This window comes from Acidithiobacillus sp. AMEEHan (assembly GCF_030996345.1).
Classification (GTDB): domain Bacteria; phylum Pseudomonadota; class Gammaproteobacteria; order Acidithiobacillales; family Acidithiobacillaceae; genus Igneacidithiobacillus.
This window is the reverse complement of record NZ_CP118747.1, coordinates 2,184,344-2,207,580: the sequence shown is the minus strand read 5'-3', so window position 1 is coordinate 2,207,580 and position 23,237 is coordinate 2,184,344. Positions and strand designations below refer to the sequence as shown.

Genomic DNA, 23,237 nt, shown 5'->3' with positions numbered 1-23,237 from the left:
GTGATGGAACAACAAATTCCTATGGTCGATCTACGCGCCCATTTCGCGCCCCTGCGGCAGGAGATCCTGGCAGGAATCGGGGAGATACTGGATCAGGCGAGTTTCATTTTGGGCGCGCAAGGGCGCGGCCTGGAGACGGAGCTGGCGGAATATCTCGGCGTTGCCCATGGCGTTGCTTGTGCCTCGGGTACCGATGCCCTGCTGCTGGCCTTGCGTGCCCTGGACATCGGCCCCGGCGATGAGGTCATCGTTCCCACTTTCACTTTCATCGCCACTGCCGAGGCGGTACGTTACGTTGGCGCGACGCCGGTGTTTGCCGACGTCGATCCCGACTATTTCTGCGTGACGGCGGCAGGCATCGCGCCGCTGATCACGCCCCGTACTCGCGCCATCATCCCGGTGCACCTCTACGGCCAGGCCGCGCCCATGCCCGAGCTCGTGCAGCTTGCGCAACAGCACGGCATTCCGCTCATCGAGGATATGGCGCAAGCCATTGGTGCGCGCCTGCATGGCCAACGGGTCGGTAGCTTTGGCCATCTCGCCTGCGTGTCCTTCTTCCCCAGCAAAAACTTGGGTGGGGCAGGGGATGGGGGGATGGTCTTCACCAACGACGAAGCCCTGGCAACCCGCCTACGCGGCCTGCGTAACCACGGTTCCTGGCGCACCTACGAACATGAAATCTTGGGCTACAACAGCCGCCTGGATGAAATTCAGGCCCTGATCTTGCGGAAGCTGTTTCAGCATATCGATGACTACAATGCTGGTCGCCAACGAGCTGCCGGCCTCTACGATGCTGCTCTGCAGGACTTGCCGCTGCAGATTCCCGGGCGCCGAGCCGGAGCCGAACATGTCTTCCATCAGTACACCCTTCAGATCACGGAACGCGATGCCCTGCGTGCCCGTCTGCACGCCGAAGGGATCGCTTGTGGAGTGTACTATCCCATTCCCTGTCACCAGCAGCGGGCCTTTGCCGATCTGCCGCCCAGCCATTGTCCGGTAGCCGAGAGTCTGAAAGACAAGGTCCTGTCCCTACCGATGTTTCCTGAACTGAGCTCGGCGCAGGTGGAGCGCATTGCCGGAGTGATACGCGCACATCTGCAGGGCGAATGAACAGAACCTTCCTCATTGCGATCGAGCGTTCAGGAGAAAGCCTGGGCCTTGATCTTCTGACGCGTTGCCGGGCGGCAGGGATCGAAGTGCAATGGGAAGGCGTGGTGGGAAGCCGTCTGCAAGCGGCCGGTGTGCGCAATATCGCCGATGGCGAAGTGCTGGGGGTGATGGGCCTGGTGGAGGTACTGCGTCACTATGGCAGCCTGCGGCGCCTGTTTCGGCAGGTCCGCGACTACCTGCAACGTGAACGTCCGGATGCGGTGCTGCTGATCGATCACCCCGCCTTCAATCTGCGTGTCGCCCGGGAGGCCAAGCGCCTGGGGATCCGTGTGCTCTATGTGGTTGGTCCACAAATCTGGGCCTGGCGGCAGGGGCGCATTCGGCAGATTCGTGAGCGCATCGACGAAATCTTTCTGCTTTTTCCCTTCGAGCGCCCTCTCTATGAGCAAGCGGGGGTCTCTGCGCAACTGTTGCCACATCCCCTGCTTGCGCAGACGGCCGCGGCGCCCAGTAAGGAAGAGGCGCGACGAAAGTTGTGTTTGCAGAACGCTCCAATCCTGGCCCTGTTGCCGGGCAGCCGGCGCAGTGAGCTGCAGCGGCTCGCCGCGCCGATGGCACAGGCAGCGCAGCTTTGGTTACAGGCGCATCCCGAATGGCAGATCGTCGTCGCCCTGGCGCGCGAGGAGCTGCGCCCGCTGTGGCGGGAGCGGGCCGGTCCCCTAGCCGGCCAGATCCAGGAGGTCTGTGGGCAGAGCACAGAGCTGCTCGCGGCGGCCGATCGCGTGCTCGTAGCCTCGGGCACGGCAACCTTGGAAACGGCGCTGCTCGGTCGGCCGGCCGTCGTGCTCTACGCCATGCAGCCGCTGACTTTCGCCGTTGCCAAACGCCTGGTGCGCGTGCCGCACATCGCCCTGCCCAATATCCTCCTGCAGCGTAAAGTGTATCCTGAACTTCTGCAGTCCGAGATCACCCCCGAGCGGGTGGTGAAGGAATTGGAGAATCTCCCCATTGCGGAACAGGAGCAGGCGCTCAAGCCTCTGCGCGGGCTGCTGCAGGGTGACGATAGCGACAGCATCGTGGCGGCCTTACGGCGCATTTTGCTCGGTCAGGAATGATGGAGCATTGGGGCGGAGACGTCGCCGGCGTTGATGAGGCGGGAAGGGGACCATTGGCAGGACCGGTCATGGTCGCGGCGGTGATTCTGGCGCGTCCGATAGCGGGCCTGCGTGACTCGAAAAAGCTGCGCCCGCAACAAAGAGAGCGGCTGGCGCAGCAGATCCGTGCCGAGGCGCGTGCCTGGGTCGTCGCGTCTGCCGGCACCTGGGAGATCGAACGCGACAATATCCTCGCTGCCACCCTGCAGGCCATGGATCGCGCCTTGCGCGCGCTGCCGATTCGTCCGCGGCACATCGTCGTGGACGGCAACCGTGTCTTGCCGCAGTGGCAGGCGGAGGCTATGGTAGGAGGCGATGATCGCGTGGATGCTGTCTCTGCCGCGAGTATCCTCGCCAAGGTTGCGCGGGACCGGGAGATGACCTTGCTGGATCGCCAATATCCTCTCTATGGGTTTGGCCGTCATCAGGCGTATGGTACCGCCGTGCATCTGGAGGCACTGCGACGTTTTGGAGCAACCCCCATACACCGCCGCAGTTTTGCGCCGGTAGCACGAATACTGGAAGAAAGAAAATGAGCACAGATTTCGTCCATCTGCATGTGCATTCGGAATATTCGCTGGAAGATGGGATCATCCCCGTCAAGAAACTGGTGCAACGTTGCGCCGAACAAGGAATGTCGGCAGTCGCCATCACCGATCACGGCAATCTCTTTGCCCTGGTCAAATTTTACAATGCCGCCCGCGCCCAGGGCATCAAACCGATCATCGGCGCGGAACTCTGGCTGCAGGGCGATGGCGTCGACGGCGGCAGCAGCCTGGTGCTGCTGTGTCGCAATCGCGATGGCTTTCGTGCCCTGAGTCACCTGCTCAGCCGAGCGTTTCTGGAAGGACTGCAAGACGGCAAGGCGCGGATCCAGCGTTCCTGGCTGGAGCAAGAGGATCGCGCTGGCTTGATTGCCCTATCGGCGGCAGGACAGGGTGAGATTGGCCAGCTTCTGCTGCGCGAGCCGGCGCGTGCGCAATCTCTTGCCCGACACTATCAGGAACTCTTTCCGGATGCCTTTTATCTCGAAGTTCAGCGCAATGGCGAAGCCGAGCAAGATGCCTTGAATGAGGCAACGATTGCCTTGGCGTTGGAACTGGATCTGCCGCTGGTCGCCACCAACAATGCCCATTTTCTCGACGCCGAAGACTTTCCCGCTTTTGACGCTCGACAATGCATTGCTGCTGGATACACTCTGAACGATGAGCGTCGCCCGCGGCGTTTCACGCCGGAACATCGCCTGCCCAGTGCTAGCGAGATGTTGGCACGCTTTGCCGACCTCCCTGAGGCCTGTGCCAATACGGTGGAGATTGCCAAACGCTGTAATCTGACCTTGACCCTCGGCCAATATACGCTGCCGGATTTCCCCACCCCCGACGGCAGTCCCATCGAGGTTTACTTCCGTAAGGCGGCAGAGCAGGGGCTGGCGGAGCGGCTGCAGAGCCTGGGCATCTCGGGTGAGGGGGCCATACCCTATCGTGAGCGGCTCCTGCGCGAAGTCGACGTCATCCTGCAGATGGGCTTTCCTGGCTATTTTCTCATCGTTGCCGACTTCATCCAGTGGGCGAAGGATCACGGCGTTCCCGTGGGCCCCGGGCGTGGGTCCGGGGCAGGCTCGCTGGTCGCCTACGCCCTCCGAATCACCGATCTCGATCCCATCGCCAATGCCCTTTTGTTCGAGCGCTTTCTCAACCCGGAGCGGGTCTCCATGCCCGATTTCGACGTCGATTTCTGCATGGACCAACGCGACCGCGTGATTCAGTATGTCGCGGAAAAATACGGCCGCGATCGGGTAGGGCAGATCATCACCTTCGGTACCATGAAGGCGCGGGCGGTGGTACGCGACGTGGGCCGGGTGCTCAATCTGCCTTATGGCTTTGTCGACCAGCTCGCCAAGCTGGTGCCCGGCGATTTGGGGATGACCCTGGCCAAGGCCCTCGAAGAATCCGAGGAGTTGCGACGTCGGCAGCAGGAAGAAGACGATGTGCGAGAACTGCTGGATATCGCTTTGCGTCTGGAGGGGCTGCCGCGCCACGCCTCCACCCACGCCGGCGGGGTGGTGATCTCTCCTGAGCCCCTATCCGACCGACTGCCACTGTTTACCGACGGTTCGGAGAGTGGTGGCAATGTTACCCAGCTTGACAAGGATGATGTCGAGAAAATGGGGCTGGTGAAATTCGACTTTTTGGGACTGCGCACCCTGACCATCATCGATATTGCCCTGCGCGGCATCAATGCGGAGCGCGCCGCGGCAGGGCAGGGGCCCCTCGACATGGCCAAGCTGCCACTCGATGACGCCGCCACTTTTGCACAACTCAAATCTACCGACACGGTAGCGGTGTTTCAGCTCGAATCTTCGGGCATGCGTGATCTCATCCGCCGCCTGCAGCCCGACAACTTTGGCGACATCGTCGCGCTGGTGGCCCTGTTCCGCCCCGGACCCCTGCAATCCGGCATGGTCGATGACTTCATCGCGCGTAAACATGGTAAGGCCAAGGTCGTCTATCCTCATCCTCTGCTCGAGCCGATCCTCAAGGAAACCTATGGGGTGATCGTCTATCAGGAACAAGTGATGCAGTGCGCCCAGGTGCTGGCCAACTATTCCCTCGGTGGTGCGGATCTGCTGCGCCGCGCCATGGGCAAGAAGAAGCCGGAGGAAATGGCCAAGCAGCGCGAGATCTTCCTGGCGGGAGCGGCGAAGAATGGCATCGAGGTGCATCAGGCCACAGCAATCTTCGACCTGATGGAAAAGTTCGCGGAGTACGGTTTCAACAAATCGCACTCGGCCGCCTACGCGCTGGTCTCTTACCAGACCGCCTATCTCAAAACCCATTATCCACGACATTTCATGGCCGCCGTGTTGACTGCTGACATGGACCATACCGATAAGGTGGTGGCTATGATCAGCGAATGCCGACGGATGGGGATGAGCATTTTGCCACCCTGTATACAGCGCAGTGAACTCGTGTTCCGACCGGAAGGGAACGGACTTCGCTATGGCTTGGGAGCCATCAAGGGCTTGGGTCGGGGTGCCGTGGAGGCCATCGTCGACGCCCGCAGGGCGGGTGGTGAGTTTCAGGATTTCTACGATTTTTTGTGTCGGCTGGATGGCCAGCGGGTCAATCGACGCAGTCTCGAGGCCTTGATCAAGGCGGGTGCTTTGGATGCCTTTCGACTGCCAAGAGCGCAATTGCTGGCCTCTCTAGACCGCTTCCTGGAGGCAGCGCAACAGCAGCAGCGCCAGGATGCCAGCGCGCAATGCAGCCTCTTTGATATGGAGACTCAGGAGCAGCGAACGATCCCAACACTGGTGTCCGCAGATGTCGACGATCGTGATCGTTTGGCGGGCGAGCGCGAGGTCCTCGGTTTCTATCTGAGCGATCACCCGCTGCGTGTCGTCCGCGCCGACTTGCACGCGCTTGGCGTCCAAGAGCTCGCCCAGATTACCGCTGGCGAGTCGGTCTTCGTCGCCGGCATGGTGGTGGCCCGTCGCAGCATGCGCACCAAGCGCGGCGATCGCATGTTGTTTCTTACCCTGGAAGATGAAAGCGGGCGCGCCGAGGCCGTGGTATTCGCGGAAACCTGGCGGCAGTTCAATGGCCAGATCGCCGACGATGAGCCTCTGTTGCTTCTCGCCGAGGCCAGTGAAGACAGTTACTCTGGAGGCCTGCGACTGACCGCCCAACGTCTGCTGCGCTGGGAAGAAGCCCGGGCGGCTTTGGCACGCCTTGTCGTATTGCACATCGACGCTTCGCCACTCAGCATCGCGAAACTTCCAGAATTGCTGCTGGCGCACCCCGGCGACTGCCAAGTGCGCATCGCGCTGACGGTGGCTGACGGGCAGGCGCGAGCGATTCTCGATTGTCCGCAAGGAATCTCTGCCAGCCCCGAGTTTCGCAGCGAACTCGATGCCCTGCTCGACCCCGATCGGCAAGAGTGGCAATATGCCCCTCCAATGAATCTGCTTGCCAATGTTGTCTCTCTGCGCGATGAGCGGCAGCGGCGACAGCGCACGGCCTGATAAGGAGAACGGGTGAAACTGCAATATCTCGACTTTGAACAACCCATCGCCGAACTCGAGGGAAAAGTAGAGGAACTCAAGGCGCTCAATCAACCGGGCATTCAGGAGGACATCAAGCGTCTGGAGAGCAAGGCGCGCAAGGAGTTGCAACGGCTCTACGGTAAATTGACCGCCTGGCAGACCGTACAGGTAGCGCGTCATCCGCAGCGCCCGTACACCCTGGACTATGTTCACGCGCTGTTTACCGACGTAGAAGTTCTCGCTGGTGATCGCGCCTATGCCGATGATGCCGCCATCGTCGGCGGACTTGCGCGCTTCCAGGGGCAGGCCATCCTCTGGATCGGTCAACAAAAGGGGCGGGATACTAAGGAAAAGATCCAACGCAATTTCGGTATGCCGCGTCCAGAGGGCTATCGCAAGGCTCTGCGCCTGATGCGCCTGGCGGAGCGCTTTCGCCTGCCAGTATTGACCTTTATCGACACCCCCGGCGCCTATCCCGGTATCGGTGCCGAAGAGCGCGGCCAGAGCGAAGCCATCGCTCGTAATTTGGCAGTCATGTCCGATCTCGCCGTACCCATCATCTCTCTGGTCATCGGGGAAGGAGGTTCTGGTGGTGCACTGGCCATTGGTGTCGGTGATCGTCTACTGATGCTCGAATATAGCGTCTATTCGGTCATTTCGCCGGAGGGCTGTGCCTCGATTTTATGGAAAGACGCGGCCAAGGCTGCGGAAGCGGCGGAAACCCTGGGCATCACTGCACGCCGCCTGCAGTCCCTCGGCCTCGTCGACGAAGTGATCGACGAACCCCTCGGTGGCGCCCACCGTAATGTACAACTCGTGTATGAGAACGTCGCTGCGAGTTTGGCGCAGCACCTACAGGAATTACGGGGTTTGGAAACTTCGCGCCTCCTCAGCCATCGCTACGAACGTCTGATGCACTATGGTGTCGTTGGCGCTGCCTGAGCCGGAGAAAGAACTACGGCAGAAACTGTTTTTCGACTGGCAGCTCTCCCCAGAGCAACGCTTTTTTCTTGCCTGCAGTGGTGGCGCCGATTCCACCGCCCTGCTGCACGCTGCGCACGCGCTGGCCTTGCGCGTCGAGGTTCTCCACGTCAACCACAATTGGCACCCAGACAGCGCACGCTGGGCAGAGCACGTGGCCACACTGGCGGCTGGGTATGGCTACCCTTGTCGCATCCTCGACCTGCCGGCAAAACAGGGAGGCGAGGGTCCGGAGGATCGCGCTCGCCGCGGTCGCTACCTCCTCTTCGCCGACCAGATGCGCGCAGGCGACTGGCTGCTGAGTGCCCAGCATCAGGACGATCAGGCGGAGACCATGCTGTTGCAGCTCCTGCGCGGCGCCGGCGTCGACGGACTGGCGGCCATGCCGGAGCGGCGTCGTCTGGGGGCAGGTACCCTGGCAAGACCTTTTTTGGAGCTGACACGGGCCTCGCTGCGCCAGTATTTACGTCAGCGGGGCATCCGCTGGCTGGAAGACCCTGCCAATAACGAATTACGCTACGCCCGGGCGCGTCTGCGCGAAAGGATATGGCCACTGTTACACGAACTTGGCTGGCCGCAGGCGTCGCGCGTCATCACCCGCAGCGCCGCCAACATCGCCGACCAACTGGCCGTGGAGGACGCCTGGTACGCCCAGCAGGCCATGCTGTGTTGGCCCGATGGCGAAATCGCGCGAGTCTTGTCTGTAGACTTTTTGGAGCAGTGGGCACCAGCCCTGCAGCGAGTCTTTCTGCGCCGCTGGCTCCGCGACCTGGGGATGGATGCCCCGGACCGGCAGTCCCTGGAGCGACTCCGGCAACTATTTGCCCCATCCCAAGGCGGCAGGCGGGTGGAACTCCCGAATCTCCACGCCTGGCGTCAGGGACAGAAAGTTCAAATCTGGCAACACTTTCCCAGCCATGAAATTCCTGCTCAGGAGTGGAAACCGCTGGCCCCTTGCGGACAGGGCGATGGCTTTCGCTGGTGCTGGGAACAGCCAGTAAGAGCAGCGCAAGGGCTCCGTGAAGGCGCGGTAATCATCGGCGGTGCAGAACTGCAAGGACGCACGCTGCGCTGGACCAAGCGGCAAGCCGGTGCACACTATCGAAACTCCGCCGGCCATCGGCGTCCTCTCAAAAAATTCCTTCTGGAGGTTGGCGTTCCCCCCTTCCTGCGCGACGACGTATCCATTCTGTATTCGGACACGGATGAAATCCTGTGGATTCCCGGCTTTTACCTGCGCAAGTCGGCTCTGCATGGCACAGAAGTCCTTTGGGTAGACCTTATTCACCCGACGGGGAATCCGGGAGACGGCACAGATCCTGGGGAAATGCTGCGTACTAGGTCCTGGCGATATTGGAGAGCGCTTTCCTGACTGGACACCTGTCGGCTCTTTCGGGAATAATGGCTATATGCAATCTAATACAGCGTTACTCTGTCGATGAAGCGAATCGGACCGTCGCGCGGCCTTTCCCTGGAGACGCCCCTACTGCTGTTTTCCCTGGCGATCCTTGGCATCCTGATCGCTCCTTTCTCCGAGATGTTTTTCGGCTTGGACTGGCAGCACCTGCAGTTTGCTCCCAACGACCCAGAAGCGATCCGCACCTCCTTGCTTTTCAGTGGTTCGGCCCTGCTGCTCTGTGTGCTGTTGGGAACGCCTCTCGCCTGGTGGATGGCACGTCGACGCTATCGCTGGAGTCCCGTTGTCGATGCACTGATCCTTTTGCCGCTACTCACCCCGCCACTGGCGCTCGGCATTCTCCTGGCCTCTTTTTTCGGACCCTATGCCGCCGCCGGGGAGTTTCTCTCGCATTGGGGACTGCGCCTGGTCAATACCGCACCGGCTTTCATCATGGCCCAGGTCTATGCCGCCATGCCCTATTATGTCCTCTCCGCCCGCGCCGCCTTCGAAGGCGTTCCCACCGATCTCGAGGAAATCAGCCATACCCTGGGCAAGTCCTCCTGGCAGACTTTCTGGCTGGTGACCCTACCGATGGCTCGCAACGGCTTGACTGCAGCAACAGCTCTGGCGTGGGTGCGAGCGATGGGAGAATTCGGCGTGGTGCTGATCGTTGCTTACTATCCTATGGGTATCCCCGTGAAGATATACCAAAATTTGGAAGACATTGGGCTGAGCGCCGTCTATCCCTTGCTTTGGGTGTTCTTTCTGGTGGCGATTCCCTTGCCGCTATGGATTCGACTGCGCAGCCGCCGCCAGCAGGTTCCGCTCTAAGTGCTGACCCTACGCTGTCAAACGAATACACCAGTCGCCCTCGACGTCTCCCTGACCGTAGAGGGTCTCTCCGTGCTCCTCGGGCGCTCCGGCGAAGGCAAAACGACCTTTCTCCGTGCCTTACTTGGACTCTTGCCAGCGCAAGTGGAGCCTTGGGGGATTTGCCCACGGAACAGCGCCCACTAGGATACTTGCCGCAAGGATACCGCCTGTTTCCCCACCTCAGGGTCTGGCAGAACATCGCCTTCTCCATACAGGGGCGCGACCGGCGCCCGAGAGCTTTGGAGTTGCTCGAGCGGATTGGCATGACGCGCTTCGCAGAGCAGTATCCCGCAGCGCTTTCTGGTGGCCAGCAGCAACGCGTCGCTCTGTTGCGGGCCATCGCCCGCAAACCAAAGCTTTTATTGCTGGATGAGCCCACATCGGCACTGGATCCGCAGACGCGCGACGAAATCATCGCTGCCCTTACCGAGGAATCCACCATTTTCTCCATCCCACTACTCGTAGTTACCCACGATGTGAGCATTTGTGCCGCAGCGCAACGCATGGCAATTTTGCAGAGTGGGAGAATCCAGGCCCAGGGCGAGCCCGCCGAAATTTTCTCCCGTCCCCCAATCCGCAGGCTGCACAAATGCTGGGGATGGAAAACTTTTTCTCCGGGAGGATCGAAGAAAAGCTCGCCGACCAGGAATATCTGGTCCGCATTCATTCGCAGCGCTTGCGCGCAACAGGAATGTCGGATCACGCCTTGGGGGAGGAGGTGATCCTCGGGATCCGAGCTGAGCACATCATGCTGCGGGATGCCAAGGACACTGACGTCGAAAATCTGATCGTCAGCGAAGCCGTGGAATGGCAGCGACAGCCACTCTGGCAGCGTTTTGTAACGGCGGCGCCGTTTTCTTTGCAGGGTCGCTTCCTTGCGCAGGACCGAAGAGACCCTCCGCGTACGCTATATCTGCAGCTTCCAGCAGAAAGGTTACGCTTGTGGAAGAAAGAATGAGCCTATAAGGATATATTTTTATTATTTTTATTTTATTTCTCCGACACAAACGAAATTTCTGAACTACACTGAAAGGGTAGATTGTTTTTCCGATGAAAACGGAGGGATGTAACGAATGAAACCGCATATCGTCGTATTGGGAGGGAACTTTGCCGGCTTGGGTTCTGCGCAGAAAATCCGGCAATATTGTGGCGACACGGTGCGCATCACCGTGCTGGACCGAAAGGATTATCTGCTCTTCGTGCCGAATATCCCCGCGGAAGTCTACGAGGATCGGGACCCGAGCAAGACCTTGTCCATGGATTTACGCAGCACGCTGGCGGAAGATGACATTGATTTCATCCAGGGTGAAGTGAAAGCGCTGGATGTAGATGCCAAACGGGTGGACTTCGTGCCCAATGAACGGCCAGGAGCGGCCAGCGAGTCTCTCCACTACGATTATGTCGTCGTAGCCGTGGGCAATCGTCTGGCCTTCGACAAGATCGAAGGTTTTGCCGAGCATGGTCATACCTGCACCGATTTTTACTATGGCAACAAATTGCGCCGGTACCTGCATAACGAATACAAGGGCGGACCGGTGGCTATCGGTTCTGCACGCTTCCATCAGGGTGATGGCACCAAGGACATCAAGCTCTACGGTGGCCATGCCTTTCCCAGTGCCGAAGCCGCTTGCGAAGGCCCGCCAGTGGAAACTATGTTGGCAACGGCCACTTGGCTCAAGGAACATGGCATGGGCGGTCCAGAGAAGGTCACCGTGTTTACGCCTGCAGGCCTGATTGCCGAGGACGCCGGCGAGCAGGTGGTCGGCAACTTGCTGAAAATTGCCTCAGGCATGGGTTTCAACTATGTCAACAACGGGAAGGACATCACCCGGATCACCAAGGAGGGTGTGGAACTGGCGGGTGGCCAGAATATCGAGGCAGAACTGAAAATCATCTTCCCCGATTGGGTACCCCACGACTTCCTCAAGGGACTGCCGATTTCCGACAGTGAGGGTTTTGTGGTCACCGACACCACCATGCGCAACCCCAAGTATCCCAATGTGTTCGCGGCCGGTGATGCGGCGGCGATCACCGTCCCCAAACTGGGCGGAATCGGTCATGCCGAGGCGGAAATCGTCGGCAAGCAAATCGCCAAGGACTTGGGCCGCATGAGCGCTGCCGAAGCCGACAAGGAGCTGGAGCCGGTGGTGTACTGCATTGGCGACATGGGCGCGAATCAGGCGTTCTACATTCGCTCGAACAGTTGGTTTGGTGGTCCCGATCAGGTATTGAAAATGGGTCACGTCCCATTTCTGCTGAAAATGCAGTACAAGAACCTCTTCTTCAAGACACGCGGCAAGATGCCGGAGTGGGGTCTCGATGCCTCCAAGCTCCTGGCGGAAAAGGTATTCGCCGCCTGAAGCAGATGCAGGGGGGCGGTTTGGCCCCCTGTCTTTGACTGTCTACACAAAAAGGAGAGCAGAATGACCACGGAACAGAGTACGGTGCCCGCGCTCAGCCCGGAACAATGGGCGGGTCTGGGGCGATTGGGAGGCATGATCAGTGGCGCGGAGTCTTTCCTCGGCAGCCCGGCAAGCAGTGCTGTACTGGGCATGGCCTTGCGCCTTGGGGAATGGAATGAGCGCTATGAACTCGAAGCTTCCATCGAGGAGCTGTTGTCCACTGTCTACGCGCTGCGTCGTGCTGGCGTGTTGCAATGGGTAACCGACAATGCGGAATTTCTGCGCGACAACGTTGAGTTGTTACGCGGTTTCGTCCCACAGATTCTGGAAGTCGTGCGGGACATCCCCTGGGCAACTTTGGCAAAGGCGATGCAAATGTTGGGCGATGTGCTGCCCAAGGTGCAGGCGCTCGGAGAATTCCTGCAGACGGGTGCCGGCAATGATCTGGTCGCACAACTCAAGAAATTGGGCGACCTATGGGAAGAAACGCGCGCCGATGAAAGCATCGTTGCCGCCCTGCGCTTGCTTCGGCAGTTGCAGGAGGATGGCAATCTGCAGCGGATAGCGGATCTCAGCCGCCAGATTGGCCTGCTGGCAGAGACCATTCCAGTGGAATCATTGCTTGGGCAGCTGATGCAAGAGCAGGAAAAAAGTCCCCTGATGACCAGCCTTGCCACCTTGCTGCATTCTGGCAAGGCGATGGCCAAGGCCCTGGAAGATGCTGCAGAACATGAAGCCCAAGGAAAAGCCGGTGGGATATCCGGGCTCTACCACATGCTGAAGGACGCGGATGTGCAGCGCGGCATGCGCGTGGTGGCAGTTCTGCCGGTCTATCTGCAGAAGGCCGGGGTGCTGCCCAAGAACGTCGCCGCCTAAACAGGAGGAGACCGCTGCATCCATCGCCCATTAAATTGCTCAGGACAGCGCCTGATGGTAGGATTGCGCCATTTTAAGCCTATTTGAAGAGGATGTTTATGGCTCTTGAACGCACGCTTTCCATCATCAAACCCGACGCCGTCCAGAAAAATGCCATCGGTGCCATCCTCAGTCGTTTCGAAAACGCGGGCCTGCAGGTCGTTGCGGCCCGCATGCTGCATCTCAGTGCTGAAGATGCCGGTGGGTTTTATGCGGTGCACAAGCATCGTCCCTTTTATGGTGAATTATGTGCCTTCATGAGCAGTGGCCCGATCCTGGTTTCAGTGTTGGAAGGGGAAAATGCCATTGCCAAAAACCGTGACCTGATGGGTGCCACCAACCCCAAGGATGCCACCCCGGCACCATTCGTGCAGACTTTGCCGAAAGCATCGACGCCAACGCCGTGCATGGCTCCGACAGCCCCGAGACGGCCGCCTGGGAAATTTCCTACTTCTTTTCGCAACGGGAGTTGTGCCCGCGCTCATGAGCGTTCCTGCGCCGATCAAGGTTGCTGACCGTCCCAACCTCCTAGGCCTGGACCGGGCGGGTCTGGAAGCGCTGTTCGCAGCGTGGGGCGAGCCGCGCTTTCGTGCCGCCCAGGTATTGCAGTGGCTGCATGCCCGACAGGTCAGTGACTTTGGGCAAATGAGCAACGTCAGCAAGAAGTTGCGTGCGCGACTGGAAGACACCTGCGAAACGGCGGAGTTCGAGGTGCTGCGCGAGCAGCACGCTGTCGATGGTACGCGCAAATGGCTACTGGGATTGGCCGATGGGAATGCCATTGAAACGGTGTTCATTCCTGAAGAGGAGCGCGGCACCCTGTGCATCTCCTCCCAGGTCGGCTGCTCTCTCGCCTGTAGCTTCTGCGCTACTGGCGCGCAGGGTCTCAACCGTAACCTGGAAACACACGAAATCATTGCACAGATTCGTGTCGCGCGGCGCGTCCTCGGTCTCGATGCCATCAGCAACGTCGTCTTCATGGGTATGGGCGAACCGCTGCTCAATCTGAAACAGGTTCTGCCCGCCATCCGCCTGCTCTTGGACGACTATGGTTATGGCCTCAGCTCGCGACGCGTGACCGTCAGCACCGCGGGAGTGCTGCCGGGCTTGGCACAGTTGGGGCGGGAAAGCCCGGTAAACCTCGCCATCAGTCTGCACGCCACCCGCGACGATATTCGGGACGAGCTCGTGCCGATCAACCGTCATTATCCCCTCGCTGAGTTGCTCGCCGCCTGTCGTGCATATCCTCTTCCACCACGCCGGCGGATCACCTTCGAATACGTGATGTTGGAAGGAGTCAACGATCAGGATCAGCATGCCCGCGAGTTGGTGCGCCTGTTGACTGGAATGCCGGCATTGGTGAATCTGATCCCCTTCAATCCGTTCCCGGAAACGCGCTATCGGCGCAGCTCCCAGTCCCGCATCGATGCATTTCGCGAGATCGTCCTGCGTGCGGGCCTGATGACTGTCACGCGTAAGACGCGCGGCGATGATATCGCTGCCGCCTGCGGTCAGCTCGCCGGCCAAGTCCAACAGGGACGGCGTAGTGTTCCTCTTCAGGTGCTGAATTGACCCATGCAAAGTCGTGAGCTGACCCGTATCCGCGCGCTTTTGTTGTTCACCATGGTACTCTCTACCAGTGCTTGTGCTCTGTTTTCCGGCCACGAAAAGCTGACTCCTGCAGAGGAAGCGGCAGCGGCGGCGCGCAACGCTCCACCAAATCCTGCCGCCTCGCTCCGCGCGGCGCCGCCAGATCGGGTGGCCATTTATACTTCTCTCGGTGCAGCCTACTTGCAGGGCGGGCATCCCCGCGCGGCGGTGCGGGAACTGAAACAGGCTATTGGTCTGCCTGGCAAACACGGCGATGCCTACAACGTCTTGGGACTGGCCTATCAGGCGCTTGGCGAGGCGGAACTGGCAGAAAGCGCGTTCCAAAGCGCCCTCGCTGAGGAGCCCGGCAATCCAGAATTTTTGAATAATTATGGTGCGTTCCTCCTGGAGCAAGGCAAATTCTCCGCTGCGGTGCGACAGCTCAGCAAGGCCACCAAAGATCCTTTGTACAGTACGCCGGAGTATGCCTGGACCAATCTCGCGGCTGCCTACCGCGGTCTGAAGCAAGACAACCTGGCGATTGTCGCCTTGCAGAAGGCGCTTTATTTCAAACCCGGATATCCCCCCGCGTTATTGTTGTGGGCGGAAATGGAATATCAGAGCCACGAGTTCTCCTCCGCTGTCGCACATCTACAGGGAGTACTGGCACAGGAGCCGAGCAATGCTCAGGCATTGCTCCTCGCCGGCAGGATCGCTTGGCAGCAGGGGCGCCAAGATCAGGCGCGTTCCCTGTGGGAGCGCTGCGTCAACGCCAGCCCCTACTCGGCAGCGGGAAAGGAAGCGCAAACCCTGCTTTTACAGCATGGCGCCAGCAGCAATGGATGAGGAATTTACAAAGCTTCTGACGCAGTTGCGGTCGGCACGGATCGCGCGCGGCTGGGAACTGACGGAGGCCGCACAAAAGCTACACATCACCAGCACCCAGATTGCAGCGCTTGAGGAAGGTCGCTTCGACGAGCTGCCAGGCGCATTATTTGCGCGCGGCTATCTGCGCAACTACGCCCGTCTTCTCGATCTCGATGCAGATGAGCTGCTGGCCGCCTATGACCGCTACCGAGGCGCTTCTGGACTACAGGCAAGCAAAGAGGTACTTCCACGCAGCGAACTCCCGCTTCTGGACTATAGCGGCAAGACGCTGTTTTTTTCTCTCCTGCTCGCGCTTGTCCTGATTCTTCTTGGGTGGTGGCTATGGGGCAGGGGTGGCCCGGCCTCTTCGGCGCCGATTGCCACTGCGGCCAGTGCTTCTGCCAAACCCAGCGCCCCACAAGTGGTCATGTCTACCCCGGCAGAATCGGCAGCGGTTACCGGCTCGGCCTTCTCGCTGGCGGCGACCACCACGGCAGGCGCAACCACTTCTGCCACGGCAAGCACACTCTCTCCCCAGATGCGCGGCCTGGCCTTCCATTTTACCGGAGATTGCTGGGTACAAGTGCGCGACTCTAGTGGCACCATTGTTCTCTCCACCCTAGGGCGGGCGGGACAAGAGCTCTCCGTAACGCAGGGGCAGCCGCCATATCGTATATTGGTGGGCAAAGCGAGTGCCGTGCAAATCACCTATGCGGGAAAAGCCGTTGCCCTCCCGGCCAATGCCATGAACGTGGCGCGGGTACAGGTGGGCAGCGCGCCGGCCACAGCGCCGTCCGTTTCCGCAAAGCTTGCCCCAAGCCCCTCGGCCGCGGCACAATCACGGCAATCTTCTCGTCCCCTTGCCACCACTGCCTCTTCTTCGGGTTCAGCGGTCGCTAGCGACATATCTACTTTCAGCGAGGTAGCGCATGCAACATCAGTCACCCATTCAGCGTCGTAAAAGCCGGCAGATCCATGTAGGCAAGGTCGCCATTGGGGGCGACGCGCCAATTTCCGTGCAAAGCATGACCAATACCGAAACCCGAGACGTGACCGCGACCGTCGCGCAAATTCGGCGGCTCGAGGCGGTCGGTGCCGACATCGTTCGCGTATCCGTGCCGAGTATGGAGGCGGCCGAGGCATTCAAAGCCATTCGCGCGCAGGTTGAAGTCCCGTTGGTTGCCGATATTCATTTTGATCATCGCATTGCCTTACAGGTAATGAGCGATGGTGTGGATGGTCTGCGCATCAATCCCGGCAATATCGGCTCGATCGACAAAGCGCGATTGGTCGTCGAGATGGCAAAAGACAAAGGGATTCCGATCCGTATTGGGGTAAATGCCGGCAGCCTCGAAAAAGACCTGCAAGAGAAGTATGGCGAGCCGACGCCGGAGGCCTTGGTCGAATCGGCTTTGCGCCATGTCGCCATCCTCGACGAGCTCGATTTTCATGACGTAAAGATCAGCGTCAAGGCTTCCGACGTCTTTTTGGCCGTGGGCGCCTACCGTCTGCTTGCGCAGAAAGTTGACTATCCACTGCACCTGGGAATCACCGAAGCCGGCGGTCTACGTTCCGGGACCGTGAAATCCGCCATCGGTCTGGGTCTGCTTCTCAACGAAGGCATTGGTGACACCATCCGCGTATCTCTGGCGGCGGACCCGGTCGAGGAAATCCGTGTGGGCTTCGATATCCTCAAGAGCCTGCATCTGCGCCAAAAGGGGATCAACCTGATTGCCTGTCCGTCTTGTTCTCGCCAAGAGTTTGATGTCATCAAGACCATCAATGCCTTGGAAGGGCGTCTGGAAGACATCCTCGAACCCATGGATGTGTCCGTGATCGGCTGTGTGGTCAATGGGATCGGCGAAGCCAAGGAAGCGGATATCGGACTGACCGGCGGAGACAAACGCAGCATCCTCTATTATCGTGGCAAGCAGGTGGATCGGATCGAGAATCAGGACATCGTCGATGTCCTCGAGAAACGGATCCGCGCCGAAGTGGCAGAGCGTCGCGCCGCCCGCAACGAAGCCTGAGGACGGCACCCTTTGGCAAAAACGACCCTCACGGCCGTGCGGGGGATGAACGACATTCTGCCTCCGGAAAGCGGCGCCTGGCAGCGGCTCGAGCAGTCTTTTCGTGATGTGCTCGCGCGTTATGGCTGTGCCGAGATCCGTTCTCCCATCATCGAGCAAAGTGCCCTTTTTGCCCGAGCCATTGGGGATGTCACCGATATCGTGCAGAAGGAGATGTATACCTTCGCCGATCGCAACGGTGACTCTCTGACCCTGCGTCCCGAGGGCACCGCCGGTGTGGTGCGTGCCTTGATCGAACACGGTGTGCTGCGCGGGCAGACCCCTCGGCTCTATTACCTAGGGCCGATGTTTCGCCACGAGCGCCCGCAACGTGGCCGCTACCGTCAATTTCATCAGCTTGGGGTCGAATTCTTTGGCATTGCCGGAGCCAGCGCGGACGCTGAGATCATTGCATTGTCGGCGCGACTGCTGGCCAGCGCCGAGATCTCCGCGCAGCTGCAGCTCAACTCGTTGGGCACCCCAGAGTCCCACGCCAACTACCGCGAAATTCTTCTTGCATACCTGCGTCCTCACGCGCAACAACTTTGCAGTGATTGCCAGGAAAGACTGGAACGTAATCCGCTACGCGTGCTCGACTGCAAGATAGAGTCATGTCAAGAGATTGCCAGTGGAGCTCCGCAGTTGCTGCAACATCTCGATCCGGAATCGGCCGCGCATTTCGCACTGCTGGAGGAATTACTGCAGGGCATGGGTATTGCGTATACAATCAACCCACGCTTGGTGCGTGGCCTCGACTATTACCATCGGACAGTCTTCGAATGGGTTGCCGACGGCTTGGGTTCGCAGGGTACAGTCCTCGCCGGCGGCCGCTACGACGGGCTGGTGGCGCAACTTGGCGGTCCGGAAACACCCGCTATCGGCTTTGCCCTCGGTATGGAGCGGATTCTCGCGCTGCGGGCGCTGCGGCAGGCAAGTGAACCGGTGACGGGCCCCACACTTTTTCTCGGTGCCCTAGATGAAGCCGTATTGCCAGCTGTCTTCCGGCGCGCCGAGGAGTTGCGTAGCCAAGGCCTGAGCATTGTGGTCGCCGGACCGGGCTCGGTGAAATCCTTGCTGAAACAAGCGCAGCGAAGCGCGGCACGCTACCAAGTGTTGCTGGGCGCCAGCGACCTGACAGGCGGCGATGTTCTCCTCAAGGAACAGGAAGGGCAGGCCGAGTGGCGGGGCCCCTGGGCAGAACTGTCGCGTGCCTTGGCATCCCTTGGCGTTGATTTCCCCTAACTCCCCCTCCATACTACACGGCAAGCGCCACAGGCAAAAACTTCATGACTGGCCCCGACTTTACCGAACTTCTCCAACGTCATCGCAAGCTGTTGATCGTGGTCTTCGTGCTGATCATCGCCGGGGTTCTGGCGTTTTTTGCTTACGACAAATATCAGCGGCATCAAAATGAACGCGCGGCCGTACTGTACAGCGAGCTGACCGATAGCTTGGCAAGCAGCAACGACGCCACGGCCCGTGTCAGTGCGGAAACCCTGATCCATGATTATGCGGCTACCCCCTACGCCAGCATGGCGAGGTTTTATCTGGCCCGGCTGGACATCGATGCCAAGCAGGATGGCAAGGCGGAAGAGCAGCTATTGCAGCTGACCCGAAAAGCTGACCTGCCAAAGGGGATGCAGGGGCTGGCACGTAGCGCACTGGCGAGATTGTACGTGGATAATGGAAAATATCAGCAGGCGCTGGAATTACTACAGAGGCCCGATGCTGCCTTTGCGGCGGTGGATTGGGAGTTGCGCGGCGATGCGGAAGCGAAACTGCGGCACGATGACCGCGCTCGCGACGACTATGAAAAAGCGATCGCAAACCTGCCCGCAAGCGACCCCTATGTGGTATACCTTCAAATGAAAATGGCAAATTTGGGAGTTTCTTGATGGGCTATGTTACGGCAGGCCGCATGCGTACTGGACTGCGTGCCATTGCCATGCTCGGGACGATCTTCACGCTGAGTGGTTGTGGTGTCTGGAATTGGGCCTTTGGTCCCTCGGAGCCAGCTCCCAAGCCAATGGCGGCCATGCAGCAAAAGATTTCTGTCGCATTTGCCACCGACTGGCAGGCTCGTCTTTACGGCGAGTGGCGTCTGGATCCCTACAATGCCACACAGATTCAGGTCACGGACCATGCGATCTACCTGAGTGACGACTCTGGAAATCTGCTTGCTCTCTCCCGAAGCGGGCGCTTGCGCTGGGTATTCCATCTGGACGGCAAGAGTCCGCGCGGCCCCACAGTTGCCGGTGGTGTGGTATATGTGGGTACCGATCGCGGCACGCTCTACGCGGTCTCTGCGGAAAAAGGCAAGAAACTCTGGAAGGTGCAGTTGGGCGCAGAGCCCAGCAGCCCCATCACTGTGGCTGATCAACGTCTGTTCTTGCAGTTGTCGAATGGCCATTTGCTCGCCTTGGGTACCCATAATGGTTCGGTCGACTGGACCTTCTCCCTTCCGCAACCGTCCTTACTGCTGCGGCGAAACAGCGGCATCGTGATTTCCGGCCAGACCCTTTATACTGGTTTTGCCGACGGCAAGCTGGTCGCTCTCAGTACCAACGATGGCGCCGAACTTTGGCGCGCCACCGTCGCTATCCCGCACGGCAACAACGAACTCGCGCGCATGGTGGACGTCGCTGCAACACCGGTATTGGACGGCAATCGCGTGATCGCCGCAGCCTATCAGGGAAACATAGCAGCTTTCAGCAAGGATAGTGGGGAGCAAGACTGGAGTCGCCCAATGTCGACGGTCCTCACCCCGATTCTGCACGATGGCCGGCTCTTTGTGGCCGGCAGCGATGGCCAGATCTACGCGATGGATCCTGCCAGCGGCACCGTGGAGTGGCGCAATACGCGTTTCAAGGGCCAATCATTGAGCGGCATGAGTCTCTGTGATGGCAAGCTGCTGCTGACCAATTATGCCGGTCAGGTGATCACCATCGACCCGCAGACTGGCCACCGCACCGGTCAGGAAACCGTTTCCAGCAGCGGCATCCAAACCGCACCGGTGTGTGTGGGTAAGGATCGTTTTCTCGTTTTGAGTGGTGTTGGAACCCTCTATCAGCTGCAGTTTACGCAGCCATAGTTGTCATGGCGGCAATACTCGCACTCGTCGGTCGCCCGAATGTGGGCAAGTCCACGCTGTTCAACCGGCTGACCCGCAGTCGGGAGGCGCTGGTCGCAGACATGCCCGGTTTTACTCGCGATCGCCACTATGGGACGGCACGGTACCAGGAACGGGATTACCTAGTTATCGATACCGGCGGTTTCGAGCCCGAAGAGCGCGAGGGACTGGTCGCTGCCATGGCGCTTCAGACGCGGCAGGCCATTGCTGAGGCCGATGTCCTCCTGTTTCTCGTCGACGCCAAAGAGGGGCTTGCTGGCCAGGACGAGGAAATCGCCCGGGAACTGCGGCGCAGTGGCAAACCGGTACTACTGCTGGTCAACAAAATGGATGTGCGGCATGCAGTAGCTGAACTGCCGGAATTTCATCGTCTCGGACTGGGAACACCGATCACCCTCTCCGCTGCCCACGGTCACGGCATAGAGCAGCTTTGGGCTGCCATTTCTGCCCTCCTGGTAGAGGCGCCGGCAGGAGCCGAAACGCCGAGTGAACTGGAGGCCGGTCCGGCCATTGCGGTGCTGGGCCGTCCGAATGTCGGAAAATCCACCCTGGTCAACGCCATGTTGGGGGAAAAACGAGTCATCGTTTTTGATCAACCGGGAACGACCCGCGACAGTATCCGCATTCCCTATGAACGTGCGGGACGGCGCTATGCAATGATCGACACCGCAGGGGTGCGGCGGCGAGCTCGGGTAGGGGAGGGGCTGGAAAAGCTGACGGTGCTCAAGACGCTCGCTGCCCTGCGTGAGGCGGACGTGGTGCTGATGGTCATGGACGCGCATGCCGGTGTCGGTGATCAGGATGCGCACCTGGTGGGTGTTGCGGTAGAACTCGGCCGCCCGATTGTCCTGGTACTGAATAAGTGGGATGGCCTGGAAGCGCGTGAGCGAGAGCAGATCAAGGGCGAACTGGAACGACGGCTGGCCTTTCTCCGCTACGCGCCGTTTCACAGTATCTCTGCTCTGCATGGTAGTGGGGTAGGGGATCTGTACCGCAGTATCGATAAGTTATGGAAAAACAGCCAGCGACATTTTTCCACTGGTGAGCTGAACCGCCTGTTGGAGGATATCGTAAGCGGTCACCAGCCACCGCTGGTGGCCGGTCGAAGGATCAAACTGCGCTACTGTCATCAAGGTGGCACCCAGCCAATCACCTTGGTCTTTCACGGCAATCAGCTCGACCGCCTGCCCGGCGCCTACAAGCGCTATCTGGAGACAGCGTTTCGCAGTGCATTGAAGCTTGATGGGGTACCCCTCCGCCTGCTTTTTCGTCAGGGGGAGAATCCCTACGCCAGCCGCGGAGCACGCGCATGAACCTCTCATCATCCTATCGTTGGTGGCTAGCTGCCGGGATTGTCTACGCTGCCTTCTTGTTGCAACACTTTTTCGGCATCCTACAACTGCCGGCGTGGCATTGGGGGATGGCAATCGCCTACGCCTTGTGGGCCGCCCTGGCACTGGGCGCCATTGCCCGCAGCTGGCCGACGCTCACGCCCTACGGCTGGCGACCCCTGGTGATTTTCCTGGGCGCGATTCTCTCGGCGATCGACATATTCGCCGGGCCTGGGCCGGCCTCAGCGCAGCGCATAGACGCGTGGATGACGGCGCTGATCGGGATCGCTATCGTTACGATTCTGGCGCGCTTCACGCCCAGAAAATGGAGCAAAGCCTGGTTTGGGCAGGAGGTGCAACCTGGATCTCGTCCTTATTCGTCACGCTGAAGCCGAAGAGCATAGCGCCGACGGCGCCGATGCCAGTCGCCGCTTGACCGCTCGTGGTGCAGCGCAGGCCGCAGGGATTGCTCGAGCTCTACGCCAATTCCCTCTGCAAGATGCGGAAATCTGGTACAGTCCCAAAGAGCGCACACGGCAGACCGCAGCTGCATTGCAGGCAGAATTGCAGGCGTCGGTGTATCGTGCCGAGGAGGCTCTCATAACGGGTAACCTGTCCAGATTACAGTTTGCCTGGCAGGAAGATCAGGCGAAGCAGGTGATTCTCGTTGGACACCAGCCCTTGCTCGGCGACTGGATTGCGCAGCTTGCGGGCATCCACTTGCCGATAGCCAAAGCCAGCGTGACATTTTTGCGCGAAAAAACTCCCGGTGGACGATTCCAGTTTCTCGGACATTTTCGCCCAGAGCTTTTTGCAGCGGCAAACCCTCCTGAAAAAAATCCGTGCGCGTGTTAAGGTGTGCAGATGGGAGCGACTGATTCGCGCCCTTGTTCCATCCTGCTTTGTACGCTCGAAAGGAGATGACTTATGTCGGAAAGTGAAGCCCCAGATCTCGTGATCATCCTGATTACCGGGCCGGAGAATCCGAAGCGCTTGCCTTCGGCCTTTTTTCTCGCAGCTACTGCCGCTGCGGGTGAACAAAAGGTGGTGATGTACTTCACTGGCCCAGCGACCGAGCTGCTCGCCAAAGGCAAGGCCGAGTCGATTTTTCCCATGCCCGGCGGCAAGAGTGTTGCCGACTTCATGAAGCTTGCGGAAGACAACGATGTGCAGATTATCGGCTGTCTGCAATCCTTGGAGTTGAACGGAATGACCAAGGACGATCTGGCAAAAGAGATCCCGCTGATGAATCCCAGTTCTGCTCTGCCCACCCTGGGCGCTGCCGGCCGCGTTCTGACCTGGTAACTTGCACTGCCCGCGAATTGCGGGCACACCTGCATCCATTCGGGAACTGTCTGCGTAGTCATGCAC

General features: G+C 59.7%; 22 protein-coding genes and 2 pseudogenes. All 24 read left to right on the top strand.

The window, feature by feature from the left end:
- The first annotated feature begins 3 nt into the window (after window positions 1-3).
- The 24 genes and pseudogenes from ORD17_RS11235 (at window position 4) to ORD17_RS11125 (ending at window position 23,171) form a co-directional block, all read left to right on the top strand.
- Complete coding sequence (locus ORD17_RS11235; RefSeq protein WP_308388592.1) at window positions 4-1,110, top strand: DegT/DnrJ/EryC1/StrS family aminotransferase; 1,107 nt, start codon at window positions 4-6, stop codon at window positions 1,108-1,110.
- Window positions 1,107-2,225, top strand: a complete 1,119-nt coding sequence (gene lpxB / locus ORD17_RS11230) for a lipid-A-disaccharide synthase (protein ID WP_308388591.1) — start codon at window positions 1,107-1,109, stop codon at window positions 2,223-2,225. The genes ORD17_RS11235 and lpxB overlap by 4 nt, the downstream gene beginning before the upstream one ends.
- On the top strand, window positions 2,222-2,800 hold the full coding sequence (locus ORD17_RS11225; protein WP_308388590.1) for a ribonuclease HII: 579 nt from the start codon (window positions 2,222-2,224) through the stop codon (window positions 2,798-2,800). The genes lpxB and ORD17_RS11225 overlap by 4 nt, the downstream gene beginning before the upstream one ends.
- The gene (gene dnaE / locus ORD17_RS11220; RefSeq protein ID WP_308388589.1) at window positions 2,797-6,288 is read left to right on the top strand and encodes a DNA polymerase III subunit alpha; all 3,492 of its coding nucleotides are present in this window, start codon (window positions 2,797-2,799) and stop codon (window positions 6,286-6,288) included. The genes ORD17_RS11225 and dnaE overlap by 4 nt, the downstream gene beginning before the upstream one ends.
- A 12-nt stretch (window positions 6,289-6,300) precedes the next feature.
- Window positions 6,301-7,251, top strand: a complete 951-nt coding sequence (locus ORD17_RS11215; protein WP_308388588.1) for an acetyl-CoA carboxylase carboxyltransferase subunit alpha — start codon at window positions 6,301-6,303, stop codon at window positions 7,249-7,251.
- A complete protein-coding gene (gene tilS / locus ORD17_RS11210; RefSeq protein ID WP_308388587.1) occupies window positions 7,238-8,662 on the top strand; it encodes a tRNA lysidine(34) synthetase TilS in 1,425 nt (474 codons plus the stop codon). The genes ORD17_RS11215 and tilS overlap by 14 nt, the downstream gene beginning before the upstream one ends.
- Window positions 8,663-8,728: 66 nt before the next feature.
- The gene (locus ORD17_RS11205) at window positions 8,729-9,520 is read left to right on the top strand and encodes an ABC transporter permease (RefSeq protein ID WP_308388586.1); all 792 of its coding nucleotides are present in this window, start codon (window positions 8,729-8,731) and stop codon (window positions 9,518-9,520) included.
- A complete protein-coding gene (locus tag ORD17_RS11200) occupies window positions 9,521-9,706 on the top strand; it encodes a hypothetical protein (RefSeq protein WP_308388585.1) in 186 nt (61 codons plus the stop codon).
- Window positions 9,673-9,885: pseudogene (locus ORD17_RS13505) on the top strand (ATP-binding cassette domain-containing protein); the annotation flags it as partial. The gene ORD17_RS11200 and the pseudogene ORD17_RS13505, both read left to right, overlap by 34 nt.
- A 266-nt stretch (window positions 9,886-10,151) precedes the next feature.
- Window positions 10,152-10,520, top strand: coding sequence for a hypothetical protein (locus tag ORD17_RS11195; RefSeq protein WP_308388584.1), 369 nt, complete (start codon window positions 10,152-10,154; stop codon window positions 10,518-10,520).
- A 115-nt stretch (window positions 10,521-10,635) separates the two neighbouring features.
- On the top strand, window positions 10,636-11,922 hold the full coding sequence (locus tag ORD17_RS11190; protein ID WP_308388583.1) for an FAD-dependent oxidoreductase: 1,287 nt from the start codon (window positions 10,636-10,638) through the stop codon (window positions 11,920-11,922).
- Window positions 11,923-11,985: 63 nt separating this feature from the next.
- The gene (locus tag ORD17_RS11185; protein WP_308388582.1) at window positions 11,986-12,840 is read left to right on the top strand and encodes a DUF1641 domain-containing protein; all 855 of its coding nucleotides are present in this window, start codon (window positions 11,986-11,988) and stop codon (window positions 12,838-12,840) included.
- Between the two features lie 98 nt (window positions 12,841-12,938).
- Window positions 12,939-13,366: pseudogene (gene ndk / locus ORD17_RS11180) on the top strand (nucleoside-diphosphate kinase).
- Window positions 13,363-14,451: a 23S rRNA (adenine(2503)-C(2))-methyltransferase RlmN gene (gene rlmN, locus ORD17_RS11175; protein WP_308388581.1), complete on the top strand. Its 1,089-nt coding sequence runs from the start codon at window positions 13,363-13,365 to the stop codon at window positions 14,449-14,451. The pseudogene ndk and the gene rlmN overlap by 4 nt, the downstream one beginning before the upstream one ends.
- A 3-nt stretch (window positions 14,452-14,454) precedes the next feature.
- Window positions 14,455-15,315, top strand: coding sequence for a type IV pilus biogenesis/stability protein PilW (gene pilW, locus ORD17_RS11170; RefSeq protein ID WP_308388580.1), 861 nt, complete (start codon window positions 14,455-14,457; stop codon window positions 15,313-15,315).
- On the top strand, window positions 15,308-16,297 hold the full coding sequence (locus ORD17_RS11165; RefSeq protein WP_308388579.1) for a helix-turn-helix domain-containing protein: 990 nt from the start codon (window positions 15,308-15,310) through the stop codon (window positions 16,295-16,297). The genes pilW and ORD17_RS11165 overlap by 8 nt, the downstream gene beginning before the upstream one ends.
- Window positions 16,266-17,366, top strand: a complete 1,101-nt coding sequence (ispG, locus tag ORD17_RS11160) for a flavodoxin-dependent (E)-4-hydroxy-3-methylbut-2-enyl-diphosphate synthase (protein ID WP_308388578.1) — start codon at window positions 16,266-16,268, stop codon at window positions 17,364-17,366. Before ORD17_RS11165 ends, ispG begins: the two co-directional genes overlap by 32 nt.
- Window positions 17,367-17,378: 12 nt before the next feature.
- Window positions 17,379-18,647, top strand: a complete 1,269-nt coding sequence (hisS, locus tag ORD17_RS11155; protein WP_308388577.1) for a histidine--tRNA ligase — start codon at window positions 17,379-17,381, stop codon at window positions 18,645-18,647.
- Window positions 18,648-18,691: 44 nt separating this feature from the next.
- The gene (locus tag ORD17_RS11150; RefSeq protein WP_308388576.1) at window positions 18,692-19,300 is read left to right on the top strand and encodes a tetratricopeptide repeat protein; all 609 of its coding nucleotides are present in this window, start codon (window positions 18,692-18,694) and stop codon (window positions 19,298-19,300) included.
- Window positions 19,300-20,496, top strand: a complete 1,197-nt coding sequence (gene bamB, locus ORD17_RS11145; RefSeq protein WP_308390094.1) for an outer membrane protein assembly factor BamB — start codon at window positions 19,300-19,302, stop codon at window positions 20,494-20,496. Before ORD17_RS11150 ends, bamB begins: the two co-directional genes overlap by 1 nt.
- A gap of 5 nt (window positions 20,497-20,501) precedes the next feature.
- On the top strand, window positions 20,502-21,848 hold the full coding sequence (gene der / locus ORD17_RS11140; RefSeq protein ID WP_308388575.1) for a ribosome biogenesis GTPase Der: 1,347 nt from the start codon (window positions 20,502-20,504) through the stop codon (window positions 21,846-21,848).
- Window positions 21,845-22,255: a hypothetical protein gene (locus tag ORD17_RS11135; protein WP_308388574.1), complete on the top strand. Its 411-nt coding sequence runs from the start codon at window positions 21,845-21,847 to the stop codon at window positions 22,253-22,255. Before der ends, ORD17_RS11135 begins: the two co-directional genes overlap by 4 nt.
- On the top strand, window positions 22,209-22,721 hold the full coding sequence (locus ORD17_RS11130) for a histidine phosphatase family protein (protein ID WP_308388573.1): 513 nt from the start codon (window positions 22,209-22,211) through the stop codon (window positions 22,719-22,721). The genes ORD17_RS11135 and ORD17_RS11130 overlap by 47 nt, the downstream gene beginning before the upstream one ends.
- Window positions 22,722-22,793: 72 nt before the next feature.
- Window positions 22,794-23,171, top strand: coding sequence for a DsrE family protein (locus ORD17_RS11125; protein WP_308388572.1), 378 nt, complete (start codon window positions 22,794-22,796; stop codon window positions 23,169-23,171).
- Window positions 23,172-23,237: the final 66 nt, after the last annotated feature.